This window comes from Legionella longbeachae (assembly GCF_004283175.1).
Lineage (GTDB): Bacteria > Pseudomonadota > Gammaproteobacteria > Legionellales > Legionellaceae > Legionella > Legionella longbeachae.
The window spans coordinates 110,139-123,578 of the sequence record NZ_RXNW01000001.1 but is presented as its reverse complement, the minus strand read 5'-3'; the positions used below and the strand labels follow the sequence as shown (position 1 = coordinate 123,578).

Below are 13,440 nucleotides of genomic sequence, written 5' to 3'. Positions count from 1 at the left end.
TGGATATTTTTTATGCAACACAATTATAATTAGACTGATTCAAAAATTATTTTAGCTGAGGAGAAAGTTGTGAAAGATAAAATCATAAGTAAATCAAATTACAAACATTGGCTATCCAGTATTGTTTGTTTGGGGGTCTTGGCTTTAGTCAGCCAAAATGCTGCGGCAGGTGATATGAGTGTTGGAGACATGGCATCAGAAATTACCTCATCATTCACAAACCTGACTAAATTAATAACCGCTGGTTCTTATTTAGCAGGTTTAGCATTCTCTATTGCTGCGATTATGAAATTTAAACAACACAAAGATAACCCAACTCAAATTCCAATAGGAACACCAGTTGCTTTAGTTTTTATCGCAGCGGGTTTATTATTCCTACCTTCTATTTTGAGCGTTACAGGAACAACCATGTTCGGCTCAAGTGGCGGTGAGACTTCTGGTCCTACTGGTAGTGTTTATACTAGTGGCTAGAAATAGTTGCTTGCATCCTAATCCAATTCATTTCAAAAAAATCCTTATCTAAGATAAGGATTTTTTTATACAAACCAGTTAAAAGATCTATGAATCAACATTTGCATCATAACTGGATCTGATATAATACCCTGGCATCTGGAAGTTGATTGTTATCCTTTCAGCAAATTTATTTTTGGATTTGGAAAATAAATATCAAATCGAACGGTTTTGCCATTTACTTGTGCATTTACCGGCAATAAAGGGTTACTTCTTTGTGGCCATTTTACAACTACTCTTTGTTTCGTGCGTGCTATCGCTAACTGGATTAAATCCCGTGCATCATCATCTGTTCCTATTATTTGCTGCAATACCTGCATCTCTTTTTTTACTAATGCTGATTTACTGCGTTCAGGATGCATAGGATCGATATAAATCACATCCGGATAATTTTCCTCTTCGAGTGCATTAAAATAAGAATATGCATCACCCGCATAAAGGGACAAATGCATTTTTTCTCGATCAGACTCATTTCTCCTTGATAATGCATCTGATAATAGAGAAGCCATGATAGAATGACGTTCTATCATTAATACTTCTGCTCCAAAACTGGCTAATATCGCAGCATCACGTCCCCAGCCTGCGGTTGCATCAATAATTTTAAGTCCAGCAGCAGGCTTACAAGCACGAATTAGGCCTTGCCTTTTTCCTTCTGATTTTCTTTTACTCCAAAATGCACTACATAATTCAGCTGAAATAGGCGAAAAACCGGGTATTTTTAGTGCAAGTTTATCTTCTGCAACAAAAAGACAACAATTTGCTTGCTTGTCCAAAACAAAATTTAACTGTTTCGCAAGAAATTGTGCTTTGTCATATAAATTTTCATGCTCATAACCTACTGTTGTAATCTCAATCATATTTGCAATAAAGAGATATCTGCAACACCTTGTAATAAATCTTGCAAACAGACTAAAAGTGCCAAGCGATTAGACTTTATTGATGCATCGTCCACCATTACCATTACTTTATCAAAAAAGGCATCAACAGGCTCTTTCAGCGTTGCAAGCAATTTTAATAATGAACTATATTCACCGGTGCGATATAAAGGTTCTACTGCTTGAGAAATATGTTTGATTTGAGTGTATAAAGATTTTTCTACCTCATCTTCAAAAAGTTCTTCTTTGATCGGTGGTAAAACGTGTTTCTCTATTTGGGCAAGCAAATTATTTACTCTTTTACATGCAGCAGAAAGAGAGGCCGCTTCAGGGAGTGTAACAAATGCTTGCAAGGCACTTAATCGTTTGTCCAAATCATAAAGCCATTCATCTTGACGAGCACGCCCAGCATGTATTAAATCGATGCTTAACCCTTGGCCTTGGTAGTAGGATTGCAAGCGATCCAATATAAATAACTTTAATTCATGACGCAGATTCGGCTCAATAGAAACCGTTACTCCATAGTGAGTGATTGCTTGCTCAATTAAAGTACTTAAATTTAGAGGTGCGCGGGTAGAAATAAGTAAACGAACAACCGCCAAAGCATGGCGACGTAATTTAAACGGATCTTTTACTCCTGATGGTTTTTGCCCAATAGCAAAAATCCCAACTAAAGTATCAACTCTTTCTGCTAAAGATAAGGCTAAACCTAAATCAGATTTAGGTAAGCTGTCCGCAGAAAAACGGGGCATATATTGCTCATTTAAGGCATGTGCGACAGCCTGGTCTTCACCATCATTTAATGCGTAATAATATCCCATTAATCCCTGTAATTCTGGAAACTCTCCCACCATCCCTGTTAACAAATCACACTTACTTAATTGTGCGGCGCGTTGGGCTTGATGAACTTCTAAATTTAATGCTGCACTTAAATAAGTCATCATTGCTTCAACTCTCAATGCTTTATCCAACAAAGTTCCCAGTTTTGCTTGAAAAACAACATGTTCTGTTCCCGGAATTCGTTGACTCAAAGCTTGTTTTTTGTCTTGTCTAAAAAAGAATGCTGCATCGCTTAAACGAGCACGCATTACTTTTTCATTTCCCATAATTACTTGCTTCGGATTGGAGCTAACAATATTTGAAACAGTAATAAAATGAGGCAACAAATTTCCTTGTTTGTCTTTTAGAGCAAAACATTTTTGATGTGACTGCATTGATGCAATTAATGACTCCGCTGGCACTTCAAGAAATTCTTTTTCAAAATCAGCCATTAACGCCTGTGGCCACTCCACAATGGAGGTTACTTCATCAAGAAGGCTTTCAGGCATAATTGCTGTTGCCTGGTAAGATGCTGCCAGTTGTTTTACCTGTTCTTGGATTATTTGCCTACGATGAGCAAAATCAGCCATTACAAATGCTTCTTTCATTTGTGCTTCATAACTTTGTGCTGAATGAATAGAAATTTGTTGTGGATGATGAAAACGGTGCCCCCTACTAATACGACCACTTTGAATTCCTAAAAGGGTATACTCGATGACATCATCACCATAGAGAGTAACTATCCAATGCACGGGTCGTGCAAACTCGTCATCACCTGAACCCCAGCGCATAGGTTTAGAGATAGATAGGGTAGCTAGAGCCTGGCTAATCAAAGTAGGTAATAAATCTTTAGTTTTATTCCCTTGGCTCTGTGTCTCATAGACTATCCAGGCCCCTTTTTCTGTTTCCAATCGACTCAGCTGCTCCAACTCTGCGCCACACGATTTTACAAACCCCAATAGCGCTGGTGAAGGGTTGCCTTCTTTATCATAAGCAGCAGCCAATGCGGGTCCTCTCCGAGTAATTCTTTGGCTTTGTTGTTGTGCTTGTAAACCTAAAATAGCAACGGCAATACGTCTAGGCGTAGCATAGCGTTTTACTTGCCCATAAACTAATTGTGCTTTATCTAATGCTGTCAGCAAGAGATTAGCAAATTCATCAGCCAGAGGCCAAACTGAACCAGAAGGTAACTCTTCACAACCTAATTCAAAAATAAAATCATTGACCATCACACACCTTTTGATTGAGCATAGGAAAGCCTAAAGCTTCACGTGCCTGATAATAAGCTTGCGCCACTGCTCTTGATAAATGCCTTACCCGTAAAATATACCGCTGTCTCTCAGTAACTGAGATTGCTTTGCGTGCATCTAATAAATTGAACGAATGCGATGCTTTAATCACCATTTCATAGGCCGGTAAAGGCAGCTGTAAAGAAATTAATTTTTGCGCCTCGCCTTCATAATAATCAAACTGCTTAAATAGCTCTTCTACATTGGCATGTTCAAAATTATAGGCAGACATTTCAACTTCATTTTGATGGAAGACATTACCATAGGTAATCACCCCGTTTGCTGTCTTACTCCAGGGGAGATCAAATAAATTATCTACTCCCAATAAGTACATAGCTAAACGTTCCAAGCCATATGTCAATTCACCAGTTACAGGTTTGCATACTAAACCACCTGCTTGCTGAAAATAGGTAAATTGAGATACTTCCATACCATTTTGCCAAACCTCCCAACCTAATCCCCATGCACCAAGCGTAGGTGACTCCCAGTTATCTTCAACAAAACGAATATCATCTGCCAGTGGGTCTACTCCTAAAGCACGCAAAGAATCTAAATATTTGTCTTGTATGTCTAAAGGTGAGGGTTTGAGTACCACTTGAAATTGATAATAATGCTGTACTCGATTTGGATTATCTCCATAACGACCATCTGTGGGTCTTCGAGAGGGCTGAACATACGCGGCATACCATGGTTCAGGGCCTATTGCGCGCAAGAAAGTAGCCGGATGAAAAGTACCCGCGCCAACCTCCATATCAAATGGTTGTAAAATGACACATCCCTGAGCAGCCCAATATTGCTGCAAGGTTAGAATAATATCCTGAAATGTAGTTGGTTTTGTCATGAAGATCTCAACGTAACCTAGGTGCAGCTAACAGAACCTGGGGGTTTCTAGCACAAATTATCCGGGCTCTGCTTCGCTGCACCCGGCTACATATAACGGTCTTATGAATTACCAGCTGCTTTCTTAATGAGCTCTTGTAAGGATTCTTCACTCGCAGCACCAGGTATAAATGAAGGTTCTGAACCTGCTTTAAACTGACCATTAGGAGTTGAAGCAACAATAAATGCGGGAGTACCCATCAAGTGTAATTTTTCTGCTAATTCACGATTCGCATCTAAAATGGCAGTAACTTCTTTGCTTTGCATATCAGTTTTTAACTTTTTCATGTCCAAACCTAAAGACTTAGCAGTTGCCATCACGATCTGATCATTCAAACGCTTATCGATAGAAATCAGCGCATTATGCATTGCTTGATATTTACCCTGCATACCAGCAGCTAAAGCAGCTCTGGAGGCAATCTCGGAGCTCTTACCAAAAATAGGGAACTCTTTATATACAACGCGTAAATCACTGTCTTTTTTGAGTAAGCTGTCTATAACTGGTGACATTTTTTTGCAATGAATGCATTGATAATCAAAGAATTCTACTATAGTCACATTACCTTTAGGGTTGCCCACTATGGTAGTTTTACCTTGGAATAATTGATCTGTATTGTCTTTAATTGCAGATTGAGCTTGTTGCTGCATGTTTTGTTGTTGCTTTTGTTGTAACGCTTGCGAAACTTCCAACAGTACTTCTGGATTAGCTACTAAATAGTCATGCACTACTTTTTCAATTTCTTTTTTTTGTGCATCAGACATAGGAGTGGCAGGATTAGTATCTGCTGCTATTGCAGATGATGCCATAGACACTGTCAGTGCTCCTACTGTTAATAAGCTTTTAAATTTCACGCAATTCCCCTTATTTAATAGTTAACATAATACCAAAATCCTTTACAAACGGCACCCTAGCATCCACTTGAAGAAAATTCAATAGTTAGAATGTTATTGTTCTCATTTTACTGTAGATCAGACAAAGATAACATTTAGGTTTTAGGCACATTCATGAGACCAGGAAAATAAATTACCTTCATCCAACCTATGTTGCAACCGCCAAATTGGCATAAGCTAAAACAAGCCATTTTACGCCATGCTCCCTAAATTTAACCTGGACACGAGTATGTGCCCCACTCCCTTCAACTGCCAATACTACGCCCTGGCCAAATTTTGCATGAGTCACATTTTGCCCTAAAGGTAACCCTGATGTCTGTGGCGCAACTGAAGGTTTACTTCGAGAAATAGCAGGCGATTGAAAACTTGCTTTTACACGAATTTCATCCAGAAACTCCTGTGGCAATTCTCTTAAAAACCGTGAAGGCCGATGATATTCTTCTCGCCCATACTGACGCCTTATTTCAGCATAAGATAAAATCAGCTTACGCATAGCTCGAGTCATACCCACGTAGCATAATCGACGTTCTTCCTCCAAGCGTCCAGGCTCCTCCAAAGACTGTTTTCCAGGAAAGACCCCTTCCTCCATACCCACCAAAAATACCATAGGGAATTCAAGACCCTTAGCAGCATGTATAGTCATTAAGTGAACATAACGTTCATGTTCGTCGGCTTGCATTTCTCCTGCTTCTAATGATGCATGTGCTAAAAATGCATTCACTAAAGGAATTACTTCATCTTCTTCTTGATCGTAACGAAATTGTTTCGCCGCATTGATCAATTCTTGTAGGTTATCGAGGCGAGACTCTGATTTATCTCCTTTGATTTTGCTGAAATGTGCATACAACCCGCTCAACTGAACCACCGTGGAGAGCTGCTCATCCAATTCCATTTCTACAGTGTTTTGTTGCAATTGCTCAATTAATTCAATAAATTTTGCTAATGCAGAACCAGCACGTTGTGCCATTCCACCTGATTCTAATAAAATTTTAGCCGCATGCCATAAAGAACATTGTTCTGATTTTGCATAATAACGTAAATCATCAAGCGTTTTTTCACCTATGCCACGAGTCGGGAAATTAACAACACGTTCAAAAGCCGTGTCATCATTAGGATTAACCAATAAACGTAAATAGGCTAAAGCATCTTTTACTTCCGCACGATCAAAGAATCGTAAACCACCATAAATACGATAGGCAATTCTCGCACGTAAAAGCGCTTCTTCTAAAACCCTGGATTGTGCATTGGAACGATATAAAATCGCAATATCATCGGCGCTGGCGCCTTGATTGATTTCCATCATAATACGTTCACAGACAAAACGTGCTTCATCCAGTTCATTAAACGCACTATAAACAAGGATTTTTTCTCCAGTTGCACCATCTGTCCACAAATCTTTTCCCATTCGTGAGTGATTATTGGTAATTAATGCATTTGCTGCATCCAGTATGGTTGCAGTTGAACGATAATTTTGTTCCAAGCGAATAGTCAGGGTATTTTTAAAATCTCGCGCAAATTGTTGAATATTCTCAACCTTGGCTCCACGCCAACCATAAATAGATTGATCATCATCACCAACTGCCAAAACAGCAGTATGCTCACCAGCAAGGAGGCGTATCCATGCATATTGAATCGTGTTCGTATCCTGAAACTCATCTACTAAAATTGCTTGAAAACGTTGGCGATAATGATGAAGAATTTCTGGATTATCACGTAATAATTCATGTGTTCTCAATAACAATTCCGCAAAATCAATCACTCCAGCAGTCTGACAAGCTTGCTCATATGCTCTATAAATATTAAGTAGCGTTTTACCTGGCCCATAAGATAAGGTATGTACATGTTGTGGTCGTGTTCCTTCATCTTTCTGTCCGTTAATAAAAGACTGGGCCTGTTTTACTGGCCATTGTTCAGGATCAAGATTTAATGCAGCAATAACCCGTTTAATCATGCGTGCTTGATCTTCTGTATCCAGAATATGAAATAATTCGGGTAAGTGTGCTTCTTTATAATGACGACGAAGCAAGCGATGACATAATCCGTGAAATGTTCCGACCCATAACCCCATTACAGGCATATTTAATATATTGTTTAACCGCGCCCTCATTTCACCAGCTGCTTTATTGGTAAACGTAACTGCCAAAATACCATGGGGAGAGAGATTCTGTTCTGCAACCAACCAGGCAATGCGACTTACCAGAACTTTGGTCTTACCACTTCCGGCACCGGCTAGTACCAAGGTATTACCAAGTGGAGCAGTAACTGCCTCATGTTGTCGCTCGTTCAACTCGCTAAGAATTGCAGCAAGAGTCATAATTAATTCCAGGAAATCATCGATGGTGTATTCTATTAATAGATTCTTTTTCCCGCAAGAAAAGAAAATACAATGGCATTACTATAATTATAATCAACTCCCTATCAAGTTGCGCAAATCTGCCTTTCCTGAAGATTTTCAATTTTATGATGAAGCAACATCCAAAATCGAAAAAGGTTAGAATTTTTTTTGTGCAAATACTCCCCTATGCACAAAAAATAATAATCAAAATATTGCAGCAATTCTTAAAAGTAAAGACACTAAGGGTTATTGGTTTGCATAAACCCATGAGTTGATACATTCAGTGAAATTTACTGTTGCTTTCAAGCGCCTCCCAGCGCAAAATAAAGCAATATAGCAAACATCCCAAAAGGACTAATATGCATTCACTCTATCCATCAATAAAACCCTACGCACAACATGAACTAAAAGTCAGTGAGCTGCATACACTTTATATTGAAGAAACAGGAAATCCGAATGGACTTCCTGTCATAGTACTTCATTCAGGCCCGGGAGTTTCTTCTGGAGACGGATACCTAAGACGTTTTTTTGATCCCCAACATTACCGAATCATACTTTTTGATCAACGTGGATGTGGACGCTCTACACCCCATTTAGAACTTCGTGAAAATACAACTCACTTTTTACTTGATGATATCGATGCCATTAGAGATTTTTTGGGATTGCCTGAATTTGTTTTATCTGGTGGAGGTTGGGGCTCATTACTTGCGTTACTTTATGCGCAAAAATTCCCTCAGCAAATTAAAGCATTACAACTTCATCAAATTTTCCTGGGGCGGCAAAGGGATTGCGATTGGTTTTATAAGCAGGGTACCAATTTATTTTATCCCGATTATTGGCAAGAATTCATCAGCAGTGTTCCAGAAAACATGCTGAATGAAATTCCAGTATACTATGCCAATTGTTTACAAGGAACAAACGAATTAGCCCGCATGAGTGCGGCAAAATCCTGGGCATTATGGGAGGCCCGATGCAGCAGTTTACAACCTCATTTATATGTTATTGACCAGTTCAGTGATCCTCATTTTGCTTTAACCCTTGCAACCTTAGAATCTAATTATATGAAAAATCATTTTTTCATTGAAGAAAATCAGGTTTTAGCTAACGTCCATAAAATAAGACATATTCCAACATACATTGTTCATGGGCGCTTTGATTTAATTTCTCCTTTAGCCGGAGCATTTGAATTACATCAAGCGATACCCGCCTCTAATTTAAGAATAGTTCGTGATGCAGGGCACTCAGATAGGGAATCTGGAATTATTGATGCTTTAATTTACGCAAGTAAAGAAATCTCCAAACAGGGACTCGACGCATGTTAGTTGTAATTCAAAGAGTATCCCATGCCCGCGTAGACATTGCGGATGAAACTGTAGCCAAAATTGAGAAAGGTTTACTGATACTCTGTGGTTTTGAACCTAATGATACAGAACATAATATTAATAAAATGTTAGATAAATGTATCAATTACCGTATTTTTGACGATGGGCAAGGCAAAATGAATTTAAGCCTTAACGAAGTCAATGGTGATTTATTACTAGTACCACAATTTACTTTAATGGCAGAAACACAAAAAGGCTTGCGTCCCAGCTTTTCAAATGCAGCGCCGCCGGAACTTGGGCGGCAATTATTTGATAATTTGCTCACTCGTGCTGCACAACTCTTTCCCAAGATCCAAAGTGGATGTTTTGGCGCCAACATGCAAGTTCATTTATGTAATGATGGTCCTGTGACCTTTATATTAAAATTTTAACGTGCAATAAGAGTAAATATCGGGAAATAAATGAATTAACTGGAAAGCAATCCTCATCTGGATAGTTTGCAAGAACATTAAACTCGTGTAACATCTCCAATACAATAAATAATAAAAAAAATCATGCGATCCTTCTTATCAGTTATCGGTTTTACGAGTAGTCTCATTTTATCTGGTTGTGTTTGTAAAGGAACGAACCCTGCTGATCCCTTTGAACCTTTTAACCGCAAAGTATATAAATTTAATACCGCTCTCGACAATTTACTTTTAAAGCCTCCAGCAAAAGTATACAGGGCTGTTATTCCTGCTCCTGTTCGTAAAAGTATTAATAATTTTTACAATAATCTGGATCTTATTCCTACCGTAGGAAATGACCTCTTACAAGCACAAGGAAAGTGGGCAATACGTGACTCTTGGCGTTTCATCATAAACTCTTCTTTAGGCGTGGGTGGATTATTTGATGTAGCGAAAACTTTTGGTTTACCACCCCACTCAAATGATTTAGGTCTGACACTCGCTAAATGGGGGGATAAGAATTCTCCTTATCTTGTTATACCCTTCTTGGGCCCAAGCACCCTTCGAGATGGTGCCGGATGGCTTTTCCAATTTGCGCTATACAGTCCTTATGTTTATATTAATGATGATACACTCGTCTACAGCTTGTTGGCACTTCGTTATATTGATTTACGTTCTCAATTATTTGATACGGATCGCATAATGGACGAAGCTTTAGATAAATACGCATTTATGCGTGATGCCTATTTACAATATAGAAACCATCTGATTACTGGTGCCGAAGCAGATAATGGAGCTCTGTATTCAGCAGATAAAAAAGCAGAGCAAGACGCTGCAGCAGAGGCTGGGAGTGATTATGTTGATGAATAACTACTCAGCAATTATCTAATTGATCGAAAATCAGAGAGTCCCCAAAAACTCAATCACAGGGTGCCAACTCAAGGCATCCTGAGAGAAGTTACAGTTTTTGGACAAACTCCAGATTTTCGAAATTCCCGCCCTCAAGCTTTTAACGCGAAAACGATGAATAGCTAAACAGTAAGTTCAATCAAGAAATGCTAAATCTTTATTTGTTTTTTCTACTACGGCAAACCGTTTCAAGACATCTTAAAAAATCACCAGCAACATCTAACTTGGTTTCAGCTTCTATTTCACGTAAGCAAGTCGGACTTGTAACATTAATCTCTGTTAAATAATCCCCTATCACATCGATACCCACAAAATACAACCCTTTTGCCTTAAGCGTGGGAGCAATTTGATCACAAATCCACTGATCTCTAGTGGTGATAGGCACAACTTCTCCACGGGCTCCTGCTGCCAGATTACCTCGTAAGTCTCCTTCTGCAGGAATACGTGCCAGAGCATATGGAATCGGTTGACCATTAATTAACAAAATACGCTTGTCTCCTGCTGTTTTTATTTCATCAACATAGCGCTGGGCAATGATCGTTTGCGTCTGATTTTTTGTTAACACTTCCAAAATTACTGCCAAATTTTTCCCTTGTTCTTCAACATGAAATACAGAGTTTCCTCCCATTCCTTCCAAGGGCTTAAAAATTACCTGCTTATGCTCCTCCCAAAACGCCTTCAATCGTTTTATATTCTTAGAAACCAGTGTTGTAGGACAACATTGTGGAAAATTTAAAGTAAAAAATTTTTCATTAGCATCACGTAAAGCTTGTGGATTATTTGCTACTAAAACACCCTCGCGTTCAGCAAGATCCAAAATATAAGTAGTGTAAATATATTCTGTGTTGAAAGGAGGATCTTTTCGCATCAAAATAATATCTAATGAACCTAAAGGCCTTTCCCCGAGATTGGTTATTTTAGCCCAATCGTTACGATACAAATCACCCATACTTAAATCATAGACTTGCGCAAACGCACGACCTTCTTTGCAGAATAAATCTTCCTGGGTAAAAACAACACAAGACCACCCCATATTTTGTGCTTTTTTAAGAAAAGCAAGAGTAGTATCTTTATAAGGTTTTAATTGGTCTATCGGATCGAGTAATATCCCTAGATGCATTACTCACCCCCAATTGCCGCAATTTCTTTTGCAGCAGCAAGGGCAGCTAAACGAGCAATAACCCCATAAACATAAAAACGATTTGGATAGTCCACTTCAGTCAAATCATCAGAAGGCATATTGCAAGCTTGAGCAAAGGCCAAAGGTTCAAAATGCATTCCAGGTGCATTCAGGTTTTCATCAATACCGCGTTCTTTATGAACCCTATAAAATCCACCTACTACAAACTGGCCAATCATATAAACTACAGGCTCAGCAACAGAACCATTTGGCATCGTTTCAAAAGTATAAACACCCTCTTGAACAATGACTCTGTCTACTTTACGGCCGCCTTTACTCGCTGACATCCGTGTGCGTTGCTTTCTGTTTAGTAAACGAACTTCATCAGCATCATGTACCATCATCACACTCATCCCATAAGTGCCATTATCAGCCTTAATGACAACAAAAGGACTCTCTTTGATGCCATAGGTTGAGTATTTATCTTTCATTAAGGTTAAAATTCTATCTACCTCTATAGCTAATTTATCAATGCCTTCCTGTGCCATAAAATCAATACCTTCTATAGCACTAAAATAAGGATTAATTAACCACGAATCCATGCCTACCAATTGAGAAAACTCATTAGCCACTTCATCATAAAAATTAAAATGGTTGGATTTTAATCTTGAAAACCATCCTAACTGCGCTGTGGGCCTTATTTTTTGTTGTATGCCTTGGAGAACCTCGGGAACACCTTGAGACAAATCATTATTTAACAAGAGAAAACAAGGTTTAAAACCAGCCAGGCTTACACGGTCACCTTCACGTTGTATCGGTTCCAACAACAAAGTTTCACCATTTTCAAGAGCAACTTCCCTAGGTTCAGATATTTCGGGATCTAAGCTTCCTATACGAACAACAAAACCAGCTTTTATAAAAATTGTTTTTAAAACATTAAGACTTTGTAAATAAAATTTATTACGCGTATGGCTTTCTGGAATCAACAAAATTTTAGTGCAATCAGGTACATAGTCGATTAGCACAGACTGTGCTGCTTGAATGCACAAAGGAAGAAACTCAGGATTTAAATTATTAAATCCTGCGGGAAATAAATTGGTATCCACAGGAGCTATTTTGAAACCTGCATGCCGTAAATCAACAGATGATGTTAATGGAGGAGGCGTTTTCTTCCATTGATGCCTAAACCAAGTTTCAATATTAGCAATTTGATTTAGAACAATTTTTTCCACATGAAACAATGGTCCAGAATGTGCCGTAGTCAAATGAGGAACGGGAATTTCATGTGCATTCATACTTTCTCTCTTATTGTTTTTTCAACGATGTTACCGAGGTTAGCATAGAAATAAAAGATTTTATTAATTTTCTGGTATCATATATAGCAGTTATGTAAATTTAATTCACAAACAAATCAAAGGACCCCTGTTTATGATGAATGAACTAGCGCAACAATTTGCTGCACAAGTACAAACGTTCCTTTATATCATGACATTAATTAATGGTATTTTACATTTAATTTTTGCTGGTGCTGTGGCCCATGATGCCGGAAATATGAATCAACTGGGACAAAGGCCTGTTCTTGTTTCTGCTGCTACTTGGGCATTTGCAACCCTGATAGGTGGTGTATTTATAGCAGCAATTTATTGGTTATTGCATCACTCAACATTAACTAGACCGGTAAGAGAAATTCGTTATGACAAACCCCAATATTAAAACAATAAATGTACATGAACTTAAAAATACAATGGAAAATTACCCTGATCTTTGTTTAATTGATGTTCGAGAATTAACAGAATGGGTAGAGTTTCATATCCCGAACGCAATTCATATGCCCAAAGATAGTGTTGCTGCCACCATTGAGTCTAAAATTCCTAATAAAAATCAAGCTATCTATTTGTACTGTAAAGCAGGTGTAAGATCTTTATACGCAGCCCAATGTTTAACAACTTTAGGATATCAACAAGTCTACTCAGTTGATGGAGGAATAATTGAATGGGCCTTATCTGGCTATCCTATAGAGCAAACACACGATGTCTAACCCGCTT

General features: G+C 38.4%; 13 protein-coding genes. 6 read left to right on the top strand and 7 right to left on the bottom strand.

All coding sequences use genetic code 11. The annotated features are described in order from the left end of the window. Nucleotides 1–69: 69 nt before the first annotated feature. Entirely contained in the window at nucleotides 70–471 is a 402-nt protein-coding gene (locus EKG34_RS00475; RefSeq protein WP_003632267.1) for a hypothetical protein, read from the top strand. A 152-nt stretch (nucleotides 472–623) separates the two neighbouring features. On the opposite strand, the gene EKG34_RS00470 is transcribed toward EKG34_RS00475, so the two are convergent. The 5 genes from EKG34_RS00470 to uvrD form a co-directional block, all read right to left on the bottom strand. Further along, the gene (locus tag EKG34_RS00470; RefSeq protein WP_003632268.1) at nucleotides 624–1,367 is read right to left on the bottom strand and encodes a class I SAM-dependent methyltransferase; all 744 of its coding nucleotides are present in this window, start codon (nucleotides 1,365–1,367) and stop codon (nucleotides 624–626) included. Then, a complete protein-coding gene (glyS, locus tag EKG34_RS00465; protein ID WP_012978969.1) occupies nucleotides 1,364–3,433 on the bottom strand; it encodes a glycine--tRNA ligase subunit beta in 2,070 nt (689 codons plus the stop codon). The genes EKG34_RS00470 and glyS overlap by 4 nt, the downstream gene beginning before the upstream one ends. After that, nucleotides 3,423–4,334, bottom strand: a complete 912-nt coding sequence (glyQ, locus tag EKG34_RS00460; RefSeq protein ID WP_003632270.1) for a glycine--tRNA ligase subunit alpha — start codon at nucleotides 4,332–4,334, stop codon at nucleotides 3,423–3,425. Before glyQ ends, glyS begins: the two co-directional genes overlap by 11 nt. A gap of 101 nt (nucleotides 4,335–4,435) precedes the next feature. After that, complete coding sequence (locus EKG34_RS00455) at nucleotides 4,436–5,224, bottom strand: DsbA family protein (RefSeq protein WP_003632271.1); 789 nt, start codon at nucleotides 5,222–5,224, stop codon at nucleotides 4,436–4,438. A 187-nt stretch (nucleotides 5,225–5,411) separates the two neighbouring features. Then, complete coding sequence (gene uvrD, locus EKG34_RS00450) at nucleotides 5,412–7,577, bottom strand: DNA helicase II (protein ID WP_003632272.1); 2,166 nt, start codon at nucleotides 7,575–7,577, stop codon at nucleotides 5,412–5,414. Between the two features lie 380 nt (nucleotides 7,578–7,957). Between uvrD and pip the strand changes: the two genes are divergently transcribed. From pip to EKG34_RS00435, 3 genes are all read left to right on the top strand, one after another. Then, nucleotides 7,958–8,920, top strand: a complete 963-nt coding sequence (gene pip, locus EKG34_RS00445) for a prolyl aminopeptidase (protein ID WP_012978968.1) — start codon at nucleotides 7,958–7,960, stop codon at nucleotides 8,918–8,920. After that, nucleotides 8,914–9,351 carry a D-aminoacyl-tRNA deacylase gene (dtd, locus tag EKG34_RS00440; protein WP_003632277.1) on the top strand — a complete coding sequence of 146 codons (438 nt, stop codon included), beginning with the start codon at nucleotides 8,914–8,916 and terminating at the stop codon, nucleotides 9,349–9,351. The genes pip and dtd overlap by 7 nt, the downstream gene beginning before the upstream one ends. Nucleotides 9,352–9,474: 123 nt before the next feature. Then, nucleotides 9,475–10,236 (top strand): MlaA family lipoprotein, encoded by a 762-nt coding sequence (locus EKG34_RS00435; RefSeq protein WP_003632278.1) that lies wholly within the window; start codon nucleotides 9,475–9,477, stop codon nucleotides 10,234–10,236. A 196-nt stretch (nucleotides 10,237–10,432) separates the two neighbouring features. Here the strand turns inward: EKG34_RS00435 and gshB are convergent, their stop codons facing one another. Both gshB and gshA read right to left on the bottom strand, forming a co-directional pair. Beyond that, nucleotides 10,433–11,395, bottom strand: coding sequence for a glutathione synthase (gene gshB / locus EKG34_RS00430; protein ID WP_003632279.1), 963 nt, complete (start codon nucleotides 11,393–11,395; stop codon nucleotides 10,433–10,435). Continuing rightward, nucleotides 11,395–12,690 carry a glutamate--cysteine ligase gene (gshA, locus tag EKG34_RS00425; RefSeq protein ID WP_003632280.1) on the bottom strand — a complete coding sequence of 432 codons (1,296 nt, stop codon included), beginning with the start codon at nucleotides 12,688–12,690 and terminating at the stop codon, nucleotides 11,395–11,397. The genes gshB and gshA overlap by 1 nt, the downstream gene beginning before the upstream one ends. A 133-nt stretch (nucleotides 12,691–12,823) precedes the next feature. On the opposite strand from gshA, the gene EKG34_RS00420 reads away from it, so the two are divergent. Continuing rightward, entirely contained in the window at nucleotides 12,824–13,108 is a 285-nt protein-coding gene (locus EKG34_RS00420; protein WP_003632281.1) for a hypothetical protein, read from the top strand. Further along, nucleotides 13,089–13,433: a rhodanese-like domain-containing protein gene (locus EKG34_RS00415; RefSeq protein ID WP_003632283.1), complete on the top strand. Its 345-nt coding sequence runs from the start codon at nucleotides 13,089–13,091 to the stop codon at nucleotides 13,431–13,433. The genes EKG34_RS00420 and EKG34_RS00415 overlap by 20 nt, the downstream gene beginning before the upstream one ends. Nucleotides 13,434–13,440 lie beyond the last annotated feature (7 nt).

Excerpts from the sequence above, each read along its gene's own strand:
- EKG34_RS00470 (WP_003632268.1), bottom strand. The coding sequence starts at position 1,367 with ATGATTGAGATTACAACAGTAGGTTATGAGCATGAAAATTTATATGAC.
- glyS (WP_012978969.1), bottom strand. The coding sequence starts at position 3,433 with ATGGTCAATGATTTTATTTTTGAATTAGGTTGTGAAGAGTTACCTTCT.
- glyQ (WP_003632270.1), bottom strand. The coding sequence starts at position 4,334 with ATGACAAAACCAACTACATTTCAGGATATTATTCTAACCTTGCAGCAA.
- uvrD (WP_003632272.1), bottom strand. The coding sequence starts at position 7,577 with ATGACTCTTGCTGCAATTCTTAGCGAGTTGAACGAGCGACAACATGAG.
- pip (WP_012978968.1), top strand. The coding sequence starts at position 7,958 with ATGCATTCACTCTATCCATCAATAAAACCCTACGCACAACATGAACTA.
- dtd (WP_003632277.1), top strand. The coding sequence starts at position 8,914 with ATGTTAGTTGTAATTCAAAGAGTATCCCATGCCCGCGTAGACATTGCG.
- EKG34_RS00435 (WP_003632278.1), top strand. The coding sequence starts at position 9,475 with ATGCGATCCTTCTTATCAGTTATCGGTTTTACGAGTAGTCTCATTTTA.
- gshB (WP_003632279.1), bottom strand. The coding sequence starts at position 11,395 with ATGCATCTAGGGATATTACTCGATCCGATAGACCAATTAAAACCTTAT.
- gshA (WP_003632280.1), bottom strand. The coding sequence starts at position 12,690 with ATGAATGCACATGAAATTCCCGTTCCTCATTTGACTACGGCACATTCT.
- EKG34_RS00420 (WP_003632281.1), top strand. The coding sequence starts at position 12,824 with ATGATGAATGAACTAGCGCAACAATTTGCTGCACAAGTACAAACGTTC.
- EKG34_RS00415 (WP_003632283.1), top strand. The coding sequence starts at position 13,089 with ATGACAAACCCCAATATTAAAACAATAAATGTACATGAACTTAAAAAT.